The 15,811-nt window shown below is 46.1% G+C and carries 12 protein-coding genes and 1 pseudogene; 1 reads left to right on the top strand and 12 read right to left on the bottom strand.

Features of this window, described 5'->3' with window-relative positions; translation table 11 throughout:
* Positions 1-16 precede the first annotated feature (16 nt).
* The 12 genes and pseudogenes from H1A11_RS02115 to H1A11_RS02060 form a co-directional block, all read right to left on the bottom strand.
* On the bottom strand, positions 17-274 hold the full coding sequence (locus H1A11_RS02115; RefSeq protein WP_035449540.1) for an OadG family protein: 258 nt from the start codon (positions 272-274) through the stop codon (positions 17-19).
* 194 nt (positions 275-468) lie between these two features.
* On the bottom strand, positions 469-951 hold the full coding sequence (locus H1A11_RS02110) for an HU family DNA-binding protein (protein WP_035449543.1): 483 nt from the start codon (positions 949-951) through the stop codon (positions 469-471).
* A gap of 451 nt (positions 952-1,402) precedes the next feature.
* Positions 1,403-4,447, bottom strand: a complete 3,045-nt coding sequence (locus H1A11_RS02105) for a DEAD/DEAH box helicase family protein (RefSeq protein ID WP_181757651.1) — start codon at positions 4,445-4,447, stop codon at positions 1,403-1,405.
* Positions 4,444-4,977 (bottom strand): RhuM family protein, encoded by a 534-nt coding sequence (gene rhuM / locus H1A11_RS02100; RefSeq protein ID WP_117601163.1) that lies wholly within the window; start codon positions 4,975-4,977, stop codon positions 4,444-4,446. The genes H1A11_RS02105 and rhuM overlap by 4 nt, the downstream gene beginning before the upstream one ends.
* Positions 4,978-4,984: 7 nt before the next feature.
* The gene (locus H1A11_RS02095; RefSeq protein ID WP_117601162.1) at positions 4,985-6,853 is read right to left on the bottom strand and encodes a site-specific DNA-methyltransferase; all 1,869 of its coding nucleotides are present in this window, start codon (positions 6,851-6,853) and stop codon (positions 4,985-4,987) included.
* 36 nt (positions 6,854-6,889) lie between these two features.
* A pseudogene (locus H1A11_RS02090) lies at positions 6,890-7,102 on the bottom strand (type III restriction endonuclease subunit R); the annotation flags it as partial.
* Between the two features lie 663 nt (positions 7,103-7,765).
* Entirely contained in the window at positions 7,766-8,092 is a 327-nt protein-coding gene (locus H1A11_RS02085) for a hypothetical protein (RefSeq protein WP_051642936.1), read from the bottom strand.
* A gap of 221 nt (positions 8,093-8,313) precedes the next feature.
* Positions 8,314-9,294, bottom strand: coding sequence for a hypothetical protein (locus tag H1A11_RS02080; RefSeq protein ID WP_181757650.1), 981 nt, complete (start codon positions 9,292-9,294; stop codon positions 8,314-8,316).
* 214 nt (positions 9,295-9,508) lie between these two features.
* The gene (locus H1A11_RS02075) at positions 9,509-11,083 is read right to left on the bottom strand and encodes a peptide chain release factor 3 (RefSeq protein ID WP_035449555.1); all 1,575 of its coding nucleotides are present in this window, start codon (positions 11,081-11,083) and stop codon (positions 9,509-9,511) included.
* A gap of 21 nt (positions 11,084-11,104) precedes the next feature.
* Positions 11,105-11,959, bottom strand: a complete 855-nt coding sequence (rfbD, locus tag H1A11_RS02070) for a dTDP-4-dehydrorhamnose reductase (protein ID WP_117601159.1) — start codon at positions 11,957-11,959, stop codon at positions 11,105-11,107.
* Between the two features lie 74 nt (positions 11,960-12,033).
* A complete protein-coding gene (locus H1A11_RS02065) occupies positions 12,034-12,579 on the bottom strand; it encodes a DUF4924 family protein (RefSeq protein WP_035449558.1) in 546 nt (181 codons plus the stop codon).
* A 69-nt stretch (positions 12,580-12,648) separates the two neighbouring features.
* Complete coding sequence (locus H1A11_RS02060; RefSeq protein WP_035449560.1) at positions 12,649-13,302, bottom strand: LysE family translocator; 654 nt, start codon at positions 13,300-13,302, stop codon at positions 12,649-12,651.
* Between the two features lie 140 nt (positions 13,303-13,442).
* On the opposite strand from H1A11_RS02060, the gene H1A11_RS02055 reads away from it, so the two are divergent.
* On the top strand, positions 13,443-15,695 hold the full coding sequence (locus tag H1A11_RS02055) for a family 20 glycosylhydrolase (protein ID WP_181757649.1): 2,253 nt from the start codon (positions 13,443-13,445) through the stop codon (positions 15,693-15,695).
* The last annotated feature ends 116 nt before the right edge of the window (positions 15,696-15,811 follow it).

Below are 15,811 nucleotides of genomic sequence, written 5' to 3'. Positions count from 1 at the left end.
ATATAAGATTATTATTTCAGATTTTTTCTACCTTAGCAACTTTACCCTTACCTTGTGTCACTACTGTTACGGCTGCACTGATAGCTGCCAGAATATTACCGGGGACAGGTGCAGGACCATTTGCTGCAGCTTTGGCCGGTACCACTTCTTCGGGTGCATATTTGTTCACAAGTGCAATGAGACATTTTCCTAAGTAGATAACAATCAGCAGGATAGCAAAGACTGTTGCCATACCTACCACCATTAGCAGAAGTGCTATGTTCAAGTTTTCCATATTATAAATTATTAGTTATTCCGTAGGATTTAAAAAAAATCGTTCGAAATTAGCGATTATCCGTTAAAGAAAGGTGGTAAAAAATAATAAAAGATGCTAAAACGTCACTTCCCGCACTACCGGAGAGGTGGTACGGGAAGTGTATAATACCCCATTTATGTCAAGAAAAGAGGCAATTGGCGGGATGGGAAAAATCAGCCCAGCGGGTTCTCTCCCTGATCGCCGTCGTTGCCGCCCTGGTTGCTGCCACCTTGATTGCCACTGTCAGAAGAAGGAAGCTTGCCCCACTCTTCCCAAACAATCTTCGTATTCACCATGCTGCGGGTAATCACCTGACGGCCACTATTACGCTCCACTTCGGGCAAAAAACGGACACGTACTCCGTTAATCAGCGAAGCGCTTACCTCCGCAGCCGTCGACACTCCTCTTTTAGTAGAGGTGGCAGTATAGTAGAAGGTGCCGACACCGTTTATCTTCACAGTACGTCCCTGCCCCATGAAATTGCTCAATACACGCCCCAAGTTCTCCATCACCGCATACGTGTCACCACGGGTCACGGTAGAAAGAACAGACAGCTCGTCTGCCACTTCACGGGTAGTAACCGCCTTGCCCCAGGTTACTGATTGAGGATACCACAAATCGTTTACTTTTTTCTGAACTCTTTTAAAAAATGCCATAATCGTAATGTTTTAAATGATTAATTAATAATGTATATCCGGTTTCTCTTGTCTCACCCGAGAAGCAGAAGTTTTCATCGTGAGGCCTCAACGATTCAGCCGTCTGCTTTTCTCAAATTCGATGTTGCAAAGTTAGGGCGGGAAACAAGGGAAAACAAGAAAATGGCATCTACAACCAATTTTCATAAATCACTCAAATACAAACAATTACAAAAATAACATCTCTACAAGAAGAAGGGGGAAATAAAGCTGAAATAAGAAGAATAAGGTGATAATCTCTACAAGCTATACACGCAAACTTCTGATAATGAAGGCACCTATATCTTCCGGTCTCTACAAGATAGTTACTATAAGCTATTCTTTGCAATATGACATCATTTAGAGTTTATGCCAGTGAAAAGAAAGAATGCACACATAGAGAGAATGTGCCTCTCTACGTGTTTGGCTGATTTTACTTTGTTACTGCATTATACAAATCCTGGTAGGTTTTCACCACACTATACGCCACATCGCCAGTGCTGATAGCTGCAAAGTGGCGACGGGCGCACTCTATCTTGGCATCCTCGGCACGGCGAAGTTGTGATACTTCGATGTCGTTGCCTTTGGTTTCTGCCACGAAATAGACGTGCTTCACGGAATCTTCTCGAAAAGCTACAGCCCAGTCGGAATTATATTTGCCCATCGGAGTGTTGATGTAGAATCCACCGGGCAGTTTGCTATATACCACCACATCATCCTCAGCTTCCAGCGACTCGGCAAAACTCTTTTCGATACCTTCACTATCTACCACTACAAGATCGTAAAGCGACTTGGTACTTTCGATAGCATTCTTGCCAAGTGTACCACGCAGCGTAGCTTCCTCAAAGATGCCAGTACCAAAAGTTCCAGCACATTTCTCATACTGGATGTGTTGGATGAGCGAGATAGCCTTACAATCGTTGATGATGCGACCGGCTTTGATGATGAACTCTTCTGGATTCAGCTTGAACTGATGGAAAGTCGCATGATTAACGCCTTTCAGCATTTCTACAATGGTGCGGCGAGTTAGACCGGTGGATTGCACGAGTTCACCTACCAAGTCGTAAGTTACTTCTGCTCCAATAACTTCCGTTACCCGAATGGTTTTCACTGTAGCGGCACTCATGGCTGCTCCGGCTTCCAATTCTTCGCGGTCACGGATGCTTTCCATACCGCCACTCTCCACTACAATACGGATTTCTGTCACATTCAGGTGCTTGTCGAGTGCATCAATGGCACTCTTGATGAGTTTTGACGTTTCAAAACTCACGTTATAGTAAGTACGTGTATTGATGCGCCGCCACAACTCTTGCCACTCTTTTTTGTTGAAGTTGTCTTTCACTAAGTGAGCCTCCGTTTTATTACGTCCATTGGCTGGTTTGAAGGCATCGGGATTGAACACTTTATCCAACTGTTTGATGATAAACGAATGTAGATTTTCCACCTCACCAAACTGGAGCGAATCGGCTTTCTTTTCGTCAAAGTACTTTTGCGTGAGCTTGCCCTTCTTGATGTAACCTTGGACTATCAGTTCTTCGTGGATTTCCACGGCCTGTTCGGTCGTAATCTTTATGCTGTGTCCATCTTGTGTCTGTGCCAGTTGGTCGGCAAACAGTGTGGCTGTCACCACTACCGGACGGCTGGCACAGGCTTCTGCCATATCGGTTTGCAGCTTCTTGGCAAAGTCGTCATAGCTCTCGCTGGCAATAACGGTCAGGATATTGGTGTCGAACACATGGTCACCCAATACGTCGGCATCTTGACGTTCGCCCTTATCGTTGACGCATAGGCGCATACCACGACCCACCTCCTGACGTTTCTTGATTTCGTTGGAGGTATCTTTCAACGTACAAATCTGGAACACATTAGGATTGTCCCAACCTTCCTTCAAGGCCGAGTGAGAGAAGATGAAGCGAATGGGGCAACTTTGGCTAAGTAAGCGTTCCTTATCCTTCATGATAAGGTCGAAACCACGTTCTTCGTTTTCGCCTTCCTTATTCTTCGATTCCACGTTCTTCCCTTTTTTATCAATAGAAAAGTAACCATCGTGAATGTTTTCGGGCGCATTCTTCGGATTGGAAAGGAAGCGAGTGTAGGCGGTATCCTTAAAGGTAGACATAAGCTCTTGCAAGGCACGTTGGTATTCCTCTTCAAACATCCGTGCAAATTTCCCCTTCTCTGCCGTGTCCTTACCGTAGATGCGGTAACTATCCACATGATCGATAAAGAAGAGCGAAAGCACCTTGATGCCGCGAGCAAAAAGTTGGCGTTCACGTTCCAAATGAGTCTTGATGGTTTCACGTATCTGGTGGCGACGGAGAATATCCTCATTCACGCTGCCCACCACCTCACCGGGATGAAGCGTCAGTCCGTTGAGGAAATGCACGGTATTGGTCAATCCGTCTATACATTCCACTTTAAAGTTATTGGCATACTCCTGCAAACCACCGCTTTGCTCTTTAAGATCGAACCCTTCGCCGACCAAGCGAATGGTCTGGCGTGTGCCATTGGCAGTCTTGACATCGAAGCCCAATCGAGCTTGTGGATTGCCTTTGCTAATGACGATTTCATCCAGATAGACATAGCTATTGGTAGCTGTAGAACCCACTTGATGCACACTGCGTACCTCTATTTTTTTCACCAGCTTCTTGTTGTAAGCGTCGATGGCATCGAGGCGATATACTTGGTTGAATATTTCACGGTGCGTGGCACTATAAAGTAAGGTAAAGAGCGGGTTAAACAGTTTGATACCTTTTCGTGTGGCATTGCCTTTGTCCGTACCCAACACGCTTTGCGGCTCGTCAATAATTAGGATGGGATTCGTTTTTGCCAAGATGTCAATAGGCTTTCGCGAACCGAACTCATCACGACGTGAGAAGATGATACGGGCTGCGGAATCACCTGCGCGACCTTCCTTGTTTTTATCCTCGTTAAGCGAAGCATTGAAAGCCTGCGTATTGATAATCATTGCATGAATGCCGTTATCCGAAGCAAAGGCATCAATCTTAGCGAGCTGCTTCGAGTTGTAGATGAAGTATTGCATGCGCTTACCATATTCTCCAGCAAAGTGCTCTGCCATACTCTCAAAACTCTTGAACACGCCTTCGCGGATGGCAATACTTGGCACTACAATCACAAATTTCGACCAGCCATAGCGGGCGTTCAGCTCATACATGGTCTTGATGTAGGTATAGGTCTTACCCGTACCTGTTTCCATCTCGATGGTAAAGGTACGTCCGTCTCCCTCCAGATGCTCCACGGGATTCAATCCTTCTGCCATCTGTATGCCACGCACATTCTCGCAAATGCTTTCATTGTCAAGTACAAGGGGAAAATTGCCGAAACCGTCGAAGTTGAGCGCACCAAACTTGTTCAAGAAGGTGCGGCTGCCATCGTGTTTGGGTTGCCCCTGAAACACATCGCTCACGCATTTGGCGGCTTCCGCTTGAAAGCGTTGATGTTTATATCTTATTTTCACTTTTTGCCTCCTTTCTTACTTTTGTCACTAATCGCCTTGATAGCGTTCAAATAATCTTGCTCCACATCGCTGAGTGTGCGCTGTTTATATTTACGATACTCAGTAGCGGCATGATCCATCGCTTCTTGATGGGATACTAGGCCTCCATCCAGTAGGAGTTGTTCTCCAGTTGAGGTGAGTATGCGATCCAGATAGTTTGCCCAATCGTTCATGGTCATGGGTTGCTCTTTCTCGGCTTGGCTTTCTGCGAAATCAAGTAAAGCGATAATCATATCAAGATTATAGAAGGTTGTCATGTATGACTTACCATCTGTGGCAGTTGTTCGGCATTTCCGAACAACTGAGTCCTCTTGTAGTTCGCCTTCTTCGAAAATGTGCTTAATATGCTCACTTACATTTGATTTACTCGTATGATACAGCTCGCACATCTGCGTTTGAGTAAGCCATAAAGGATCTTCCTCAAGTTTCACATCTATCTTTGTCAGACCGCCATTGTCTGTATAGATTAGTATTTTGTTGTTCTCTTCCATGGACACGTCAAATTACTCTGATATTATTAAACGCATCATTATCCGACCAATCCAAGGATTGCTTGAACTGCTCATAAATATTGATTTTCTGAGCATCTTCCTTGAAGCAGGCATCACGGAAAAGTACACGCAAGGGACTCTTGTCGGCCATCGCAGTTACTACCTTATCGGTAATGCCCTCGGAAAAGCAAGCCACAAGTTCACCTTCGTTGACAGTGTAGATGGTACAACCGTCCATGGTTTCTGTCTGCAAGGGCAAATCCAAGCGAACACCCCATGCCAACATCGAACCATAGAGTAGGTCAAGGTCAGTACGATCGCGCTTGATATTATAGGCAAAGAGGTCAAGCTGGTCTTGCTTGTATTCCTTGGGTGAAAGTGATACTTTCTCGTAGTTGCTTTCGTCAAGGCGGTAGACACGGAAACCAGTGTCGAGGTTTTGGGTAGTAAGCGAGGAATCTGCTTTTATTTTTGCACCGGAACGACGGATGCGTTCTTTGGCTATCTCAGGGATAGTGGCGTAGCCTGCCTTACGTGCTTCGCTATCTTCTGGTGTTTTTTCGGGAAGCTGAACGCAGATATATTTTCTGTTACCTCCGTCTTCGGCGTTGAGTTGCATTACAGCATGGGCAGTGGTGGCAGAGCCTGAGAAGAAATCGAGAATAAGTGCATCTTTATCAAAATGAGTCATCATCTTGAGCATCCTTATCAAGAGATTTATACTTTTGGGATTGTCGAATGCTTTGCAGCCCATTAATTTCTGAAGATATGAAGTTGCGGAAGAAGTTAAGAAATCTGTATCCCACCAAGTCGTAACTTTTTTTCTTGATTGTCGAGCCTGTTCTTCGTAATACTTCTTCTGGAGATTGTTCTCTGTGACAATAAGCAGTCCATTATCATACAGTTTCTGCATGGTCTCTTTTGAATATCTCCAATATCCTTCAACACCCATAAATTCGTAAAAAGGATTACCTTTCTTTGCTCCACCAGGACCATCTACAGGTGCCAATTTATATTTTCCCTTATCGTCTTCTCGATCAAATCCGTCTAATACTGGGTCTTCTCCTATATTCTTTTGTTGAGCAAACACCTCATTTATTTCTTTGGCATAAAACGCAATGTGATTGTGATTTTCAGATATTATTCTATCATTAGAAACAGAGGCTCTATGCTTATGGCAAATATCAGCAATGAAATTATGCTCGCCAAAGACTTCATCACATATTTTGATGAGATTTGCATTCTCATCATCACCTATCGAAATAAAGATAACTCCATCCTCCGTGAGCAGAGAACGAGCCACCAGCAGACGACTATAAATCATACTGCACCAATCCGAATGAAACTTACCATTCGTATCGGAATTCTTCCTGAAGCGATAGCCCAACTCGTCCACATTGCCGGCTTTGAAATCCTCTTCGGCAGCAGTGAGAGCAAAGTCGTCATGATACACAAAGTCATTGCCAGTATTATAGGGTGGGTCGATATAAATCATCTTCACCTTACCCATATATGAGCGTTGCAAGAGTTTGAGCACTTCCAGGTTATCACCTTCGATATAGATATTCTTCGTATTGTCCCAATCCACGGAATCTTCCACCACCGGGCGTAATGTCTTATCGGTTGGTTTGGCAGCCTCCGCACGAGCGGCATTCTTACCTACCCATGTAAACTGATACATCTCGCCATCGCCGTCTGTGACATAGTCGCCAAGCAACCGGCGAAGCACCTCGAAGTTTACCTTTCGGGAGATTTCACCAGTCTTGTCATCACGTACTTCGGTAAATGCCGAAGGTGCTATCTGATAGAGCGCATCAAGATTGAGTTGCGTTCCGTCTGCGGAGTTCAAATCCAAATGTTTTAATATGTCAGTCATATATCTTGTTTCTTAATTGTTTTCTAATGTTTTAAGTTTCTCTTTCTTTGATTTGTCCTTGATGAAAGTAGGAGACGTGAAAATGAAACGCAATTGTTCCACTTGCTCCAATTCTTCTTTCAATGCTTCGTAGGCATAGATGGAGAATGAAGCCGCAGCAATAGACACAAAAGTACCTTTGGATAACCGTCCTTTGATGTCATCCACTACACGTTCGTTTATATTGTTTATTAATTTGGAATGTTTCATCCTCGTTCTATCAGACCTTAGTTCCGCGGCACTTTACAAAACAATTATTTAAAATACTGAGCAATAAAATATTGCCCAGTACTTTGCCATGTCAGAAGATTCACTTAAATTAGTGCTGCAAAAAAAGCACAAGAAATCCTCAACAAGCATGACAAAAATAAGCATAAAATCCGGTAAACTCACTTCTTTTGGAGGGATATTTTTAATTATGGAGCAATTTGATTCTATGCTCTCATCCGTAATCAATTCAACACTTTAGCAGTCCAATAGAAAGCGAACTATTGAAATAACAAGGAATAACAATATTTTTTAAGTCACCAATCAGTTTCTTATTTCATTTTGTAACAACATTTCAAATCCCAAAAGCATCCGTTTCAAGCCATCAAACCGTCACAGTCCATCCCCTCCCAGAACACCTTCTGAAGTGGGGGTAATTCAGTATACGATTAAATAGGATTCAATATAAGACTGAATGGCATTCAGTATACGACTGAATAGGGTTCAGTATAAGACCGAGGTTATATTAGTAGCAAAACAGATTGAGAACAAGGGAAATCACCGACTTTTTGTCCTAATAAATCAACACAAATTGGCTATATTCCTAAAATAATCATATAAAAATATCGGAATCAAGCAGTGTTCTTTGCCCAACGGGTAGGAAGTCTATAAGAAATTGACTATCGACCCGTTATTTGCATTACTTCCGAGGTTATTCTCTATGGTTTCTTCCATAGGAAACTGTTGCTTGTTTATGCAAAAAGAACCATTCTTCCGTTCAAAAACCAAATTATCGTCCACCCGAAGCGATTCGGACACTAATATACCACCGGCATTTTTAGAATAGGCATAGACAACTGTCCCGTTCTCAAACCTAAATGTATATTCGAACCCGACTACTCCCTCTTTCTTTCCAGCATAAATAAAATTCACATAATAATCTATCTTCTTCCATTTGGGCGACAAATGGTTCTCAATATCGAATAAGGCCAAACTGAAGTTTGTTTTACCCGATCCGTTCGGTCCATATACAATACCATTTTTTATGATACCGTCTTTGATAGCGTTTTTATGAACTCATAATTAGCCGGACTTGACAAATTCCACTTGAAGATACGGAAAAGGATTTCCGTAAAGAAATTACGGGCCTAATTTATCTTAATGCCACCTAATAGTTTCATACCCTTGTCACTGTTGTCTTGCAATCCGAAATTTCAGACATGGCACACTACTGTATCCAGCGTCTCTCCATCAGCAAACAGTCCACCATCTGCCTGCATCATCCGTTTCTTCAGGCGAAACTTCTGCTGGGACACGGAAGCGGGAGACACGGCAATGAGCGTGGCAATCTGTGCATTGCTGAAGTGCAGGCGGATAAGCATGCAAAGCTGGCTGTCGGCAGGCGTAAGCTGGGGAAAGCGCATGACAAGGCGTTTGGAAGCGCCCTTGTATACTCTGTCAGTAAGCTTCTGCAAGTAGTTCCACTGGCTGTCCGCAAGGAATTTGGGCTGGATGCGCAACTGCTTCACCACTTCGTCTGCGTCTATCACGGCAGAAGCAAGCGCCTGCACCTGCCCGTCGAGCATCCGGACACGCTCGCCCTCTTTCCTCAACAGTTCCAGTTCGCGGGGCACGGGGTTGTCTTCATACTCCTTGAGACGGGCGCGGAGTGACTCGTTTTCCTTATCCAGACGGCTGCCATGTTCCATGAGGTTCGTCAGCGAGCTATGCACTTCTTCGCGCTCTTCGTCGGTCAGCAACATCTCCTTCAGGCATTCTTCCAGTTCCTCGCGCTCGCGTTCATTGTTGCGCAAGCGCTGTTCGTTTTCGCTCAAGGTGATAAGGTAGTTGCGGTGGTGGCGCTCTTTCTTGAACCGGACAAGGCTGAACAGCATAGCACCGGAAATGCTGAACATAATCACAGAAAACACTCCCCAGAAAAAACGTTCGTAACCACTGACCGGCTTCAGCCGCACATGCCTGCCATCGGAAAGCTCCTTTATCTGACTGTATTCACGGTGCAAACCGGAAATCAGGCGGACGGCCCGGGCACTGTCGACAGCACCGCATTGCACCAACGAGTCAGCATGAGAAAGGGCCTGTTCGTAGTTCATCAAAGTTCTACCGGCAGGTTTCGAGCAGGCTGTCAGCCCTAAAAGGAAGGTCAGCAGGAGAAAAAGGAAGGTATGTTTCATCTTGAAATTTTGTGTTTATAATAAGTAAGGTGTAAAGTCGGTAAGGAACGAGCTTACTTCAAGTGTCTTCATAATCAATGCATATTAATAGAAACAAAGGTAACACTTTCTTCCCACAATAAATAAAGAGGTACAAAGTTTTTTATTACTTTGTACCTCCTCTTTTTCTTCAACCTGCATCATTTACAGCCGTGAGTCAGCAAAATCATATAGCTTAGAACTCACTCGTAAAGTGGAACTTGATATGCTTGAAGTCCATCTGCGCCATCTGCAACACATATCCGCTGTCGGCCAGGAACACATCCCTACCCTCGCGGTCTTTGGCCATGTACTGGTATTTGCGCTTCTTGAAGGCTTCCAGCTCCGCCGCATCATCGCTCTCAATCCAGCAGGCCTTATACAGACTGAGCGGCTCCCAACGGCACTTCGCACTGTATTCGTTCTCCAGACGATACTGGATGACCTCGAACTGCAACTGCCCCACCGTACCGATAATCTTACGCCCGTTAAACTGGTTGACGAACAACTGAGCCACACCTTCGTCCATCAACTGGTCGATACCCTTGGCAAGCTGTTTCTGCTTCATCGGGTCGGCATTCTCAATGTACTTGAACATCTCCGGCGAGAAACTTGGAAGTCCCTTGAAGTGGAGCACCTCGCCTTCGGTCAGCGTATCGCCAATCTTGAACGTACCATTATCCGGCAGACCGATAATATCTCCCGCCCAAGCCTCATCGACAGTCGTCTTGCGCTGCGCCATGAACTGCGTAGGTGACGAGAAACGCATCGTCTTGCCATGACGTACGTGCAAGTACGGGGCATTGCGTACAAACTTCCCGGAGCAGATTTTGCAGAAAGCGATACATGAACGGTGATTCGGGTCGATGTTGGCGGTTATCTTGAAGATGAATCCGGTAAATTTAGGCTCTTCCGGCTCCACCTCACGTTCTTCCGCCTTCACGGGACGGGGACTGGGAGCAATCTCCACAAAGCAATCCAGCAGTTCCTGCACACCGAAATTATTCAGTGCCGAACCGAAGAATACGGGAGCAAGCTCCCCTTTCAAATATTCCTCCTTATCAAATTCGGGGTAAACACCGTCTATCAGTTCCAATTCTCCGCGCAGCTTGTCGGCCAGCTGGGCACCAATCCGGTTGTCCAGCTCCTCGGTATGGATATCCACTTCCACCTTCTCTGTCACCACCTGCTTACTGGGCTGGTAGAGGTTAAGATTATGCTCGTAGATGTTGTAGACACCCTTGAAACGGACACCGCTCTCGATAGGCCACGTCAAAGGGCGCACGTGGATGTGCAGTTCCTCCTCCAGCTCGTCCAGCAGGTCGAACGGGTCTTTGGCTTCACGGTCCATCTTGTTGATGAAGATAATCACCGGCGTATTACGCATACGGCAGACCTCCATCAGCTTGCGTGTCTGCGTTTCCACACCTTTCGCACCGTCCACCACGATAATAACGCTGTCCACAGCCGTCAGCGTGCGGTAGGTATCTTCGGCAAAATCCTGGTGACCCGGAGTATCGAGGATGTTGACCTTGTAGTCATGGTAGTCAAACTCCATTACAGAAGTGGTGACGGAAATACCACGCTGTTTTTCAATATCCATCCAGTCCGACGTTGCTGTCTTCTTTATCTTATTGCTCTTTACGGCACCCGCCACCTGGATTTGTCCACCAAAAAGCAACAGCTTCTCGGTCAATGACGTCTTACCGGCATCCGGATGCGCGATAATCGCAAACGTTCTCCGTCTTTCTATTTCGTTGTTATTGGCCATATATCAATTAGTCAGTAATAATCACTCTTCCAAATTCTTCATGCAAACGGCAAGGCTCTCCTCCCAATGGGGTATATCGATGCCGAATGTCTTCTTTATCTTTGTCTTGTCCAGTACGGAATAATGCGGACGCGGCGCCTTGGCAGGGAATTCGTCCGTATGTAGTGGATTTACTTTGCAGGTCTTTATGCCGGCCAGGCGATGGATAGCCAAAGTGAAATCATACCACGAGCACACACCCTCGTTGCTGAAATGATAGATACCGGGAACAATCCCCCGGTTGACAGCCGCAAAAATGACACGTGCCAAATCATTGGCATATGTCGGCGTACCTATCTGGTCGAAGACAACCCCCAGCGTCTCTCGCTCACGCCCCAGACGAAGCATCGTCTTCACAAAATTATTCCCGTAAATGGAATAGAGCCATGCTGTACGGATAATCATGGCACGGCTGCAATGCTTCATCACCGCCTGCTCACCTGCCAGTTTAGTAGAGCCATATACCGAATTGGGGCAAGTGGCCGCCTCTTCCGTATAAGGAGTGTGTCCGGTTCCGTCGAAAACATAATCGGTGGACACTTGTATCAAGGCAGCACCGCAAGCTTCGGCAGCGGCAGCCAGATAGCCAGGAGCGACATGGTTCAGCTTGTCGCAAAGTTCCTGATTGTCCTCCGCCTTGTCCACCGCCGTATAAGCAGCGCAATTCACAATCACATCTATCCGGTTACCCTTCACAAACCTGTGCACAGCTTGTTCGTCGCAAATGTCCAATTCCTGCACATCAGTGAAAAAATAAGCATGTTGTCCGTTTTCTTTCGACAACACTCGCATTTCATTGCCAAGTTGACCGTTGGCACCGGTTATCAGAATATTCATTTAATAAAGTTACACTTATATATAGAATGTTACGATGAACAATATTTTCCTTCATAATTATCAATCATCCACTATCAATTATCCATCAACTCCAGTTCTCCCCGCTTCTCCTTGTCATAATAGTTGGCAAGCAACGAGATGAAACCACTGATGGCCTCCATAGCCTTTGCCGTGCCCTGACTGATTTCCTTCTTCTGCAAGCGTAACAGCAACACTCCATAAAGCGCCTCGAAACAAGTGTCTACCTCAGACTCCTCTTTCCGGCCGTTCTTCTGACGCAGTTCCACGATAAAAGGCAGTGCCTTGAAATAAGCCGCATTATAGAACGGATATTTCGTAGAAGCCAGCAATTCGCCATGCAGTTCCGTCAGATTCAGAATGACATTACGGTTGATTTGCAGATGCCCTTTTTCCGTTACGCCTTCCGCACGCATCATATCTGCCAGGTTTCCATACCATTCTTCCAGCGCAGGCCGTTCCTCCTCCGGATAGCGCAAGATGATGTTCTGGCGTATCCGGTCTATGTCACAGCCGTTGGCACGGAGCAAGTCCTCCACCTGCCACATATATATAAGGTATTCGGCTATATTCTTCTCTTTCAGTTGTTGCGCAATCTTCACGATAAAATGTATGATTTATAACCTTAGATTTATGACTTCATTATCAATTTATCCACTATCGATTATCCATTAATACAGCGATTCACCCATCAGCGTAAACACCAGTCCCATCACAGACACCACAATGACAATGCTCCCGATAATACGGTTCAGTATCCAGATACCTCGCAGGTTGAATTGTGTACGGACCTTATTGACAAAAAAGGTTATGCCAAACCACCAAGCCAAAGCACCCAATGCGATGGCCAAGTATCCGGTGACAGCCTCAAACACCAGCACGCCCTCACTTACAAAAGCGAAGCGGGCGAAAAGGCCTACAAAAAGGAAAATAATCAGTGGATTGGAAAGTGTGACGGCAAACGCCGTTATGAAGTTATGGAAATAGGAACCCTTATTGGTGGATACCGGCCGGATGGACTGTACCGGATTGCTGCGGAACGTATAAATGCCAAATGCCAACAGAAGAATGCTTCCGAAAAGCTGCAGGTAAAAGATGTTCTTGTTGACATAATCAAAAACGAAACTCATCCCGTAGCCCGTCAGCAAGGCATATGCAATATCGCTCAGCGAAGCTCCTATCCCCGTTACGAAACCATACCACCGTCCTTTATTCAAAGTACGCTGAATACACAATACTCCTACAGGACCCAATGGCGCGGACACAATGACGCCGATAATGAACCCCTTCCACAATATGTCAAATATGGTCTCTATCTGAATCATGGCTGCAAATATCGGACTTTTTTATGAGACGAACGAATAGTGTTAACGTTTTTTCGACGGAAAAGGATTTTAAGAAGTAAAGATTATCCATTTTACATATTATTCCGTATATTTACCTCCGAACTTAACAATACCCCCTAATGAAACGAATAAAAAAAACTCTAGCACTCGTTTCCATGACCGTCTTACTACTGACGGCATGCGAAGCTCCCAAGGAACTCGGTGTGATTCCATATCCGCAGTATGCCCAAACTACGTCAAAAACAGTCGAACTGCCATCTACGGTAACCTTCTCGACCAATTTGGCGAAATCCGACATGAATGACCTGCTGGCCTATCTGCCGGACTTTGCCATCCCCATGAAGCTTGTCGACAAGAATCCTTTTGTAACGATAGAAATAACGGACGAGACGGACAATCCAATCGCCGCCGAAGGCTACAACCTGACAGTCAGCAAACAAGGTGTAAATATTCAGGCCTCCTCCGCAGCAGGTGCCTTCTATGGACTGCAAACCCTGGCACAACTTGCCCGTAACGGGAAGGAACTGCCAGTCACGACCATCAAGGACGAACCCAGATTCCCCTACCGTGGGCTGCACCTGGATGTTTCAAGGCACTTCTTTAACACGGACTATGTCAAGAAACAAATAGACCTGGTAGCCACCTACAAAATTAACCGCCTGCATTGGCATCTGACCGACGGTGCCGGATGGCGGCTGGAGATTCCGGGCTATCCCCGCCTGACAGAATTCGCAGCCTGGAGAAAAGCCGCCAATCTGCAGGATTGGGGGAAATATAACCACCGCTTCTGCGAAAAGGATGAAGAAGGAGGCTATGGAGGCTACTATACAGAAGCAGATGTACGCGAAGTTTTAGAATACGCCCGCTTGAGGCATGTTACCGTCATCCCCGAAATAGAAATGCCGGGACACTCAGGAGAAGTACTGGCAGCCTATCCACAGCTGTCCTGTACCGGCGAGCCTTATACATCCGGTGAAGTCTGTATCGGCAACGAAGAGACCTTCAAGTTCTTCGAAGATGTGCTGGATGAAGTGATACGGCTGTTCCCTTCCCGTTATATCCATATTGGAGGCGATGAAGCCAGCAGACGCCACTGGAAAGCATGTCCCAAATGCCAGAAGCGCATGAAGGAAGAAGGGCTCAAAGATGAAAGTGAGCTGCAAAGCTATATGATAGCCCGCATAGAGAAGTACCTCAACGACAAAGGGCGTGAAATCATCGGCTGGGATGAGATACTGGACGGAGGCCTGGCCCCCAACGCAACCGTCATGTCGTGGCGGGGTACGGAAGGTGGCATTGCCGCCGCCCGCATGGGGCATTACGCCATCATGACACCGGAGAGCCACTGTTATCTGGACCACTACCAGGATGACCCCGAGACACAGCCGCTGGCGTTCGGCGCCTGCGTCCCCATCGGACAGACCTACTCCTACGACCCGGCTCCCGACTCATTGGAAAGTGATATCTGCAAATACATATTAGGCGTGCAAGGCAATGTATGGGCCGAATATCTACCCACTTACGAACATGCCGAATATATGATATACCCGCGCATCATCGCTCTGGCAGAAGTAGGATGGACTCCCATGAAGAACAAGCATTCAGAAAGTTTCAAGAGACGTATCAACAACGAAATACGCCATATCAAAGCAATAGGCTACAACCCGTTCACCTTGTCGGAACTAGTGCAGACCAGCCAGACCGTTGACTATGCCAAGAAAAGAATCATGCTGTCCCTCACCTCCGAAAAACATCCGATTGACATCCGCTACACAACGGACGGTTCCGAACCGACTGCGTCTTCCAAGTTATACAAGAAACCGTTTGCCGTAAAAGACTCCATATTGCTGACCGCACGTCTTTTCGATGGAGAAAAGCCTATCGGAAAAAGCCTTCACCTGCGCACCGACTATCACAAAGGCATAGGCAAAAAGATAACCTATGCACCGGGCGGCGGATACTATCAGCATAAAGAAGTATACAAAGGCGGCGGTGACACCGGTCTCCTCGACGGACTTCGCGGCGGTAAAAGCTACATGGACGGGCGTTGGCAGGGATTCTGCCCCAATGATTTGGATGCCACCATCGACTTGGGCGAAGTGACCGCTATACACCGGGTCATGGCCAACTTCATGCAAATCCGTACCCCGCAGGTTTTTCTTCCAGCCAAAGTAGAAGTGTGGGCATCAGTGGACGGCAAAGAATTCTCCCTGCTGGGCAGTGATACTTGCAGCGAGGAGGATGCCGGAAAAGACGTGATTTTCAGAGATTTCGGATGGACCGGCACCCCTACTGAAGCACGGTATGTACGCTTCCACGCCATACAAGGGAAGAAACAATTCTTATTTACGGATGAAATCGTCATACAATAATATACATCCGGCTTTATAAAACAGAATAAAAAACGCATACAAGTAAAATTGCATGCGTTTTTTGTTTTCCTTTTTTTCTCCTCCCCACCGATTTTGCGTATCTTTGTCCCCAAGAA

The organism is Bacteroides sp. CACC 737 (assembly GCF_013874375.1).
Lineage (GTDB): Bacteria > Bacteroidota > Bacteroidia > Bacteroidales > Bacteroidaceae > Bacteroides > Bacteroides uniformis.
This window is presented reverse-complemented; position numbering and strand designations above follow the sequence as displayed.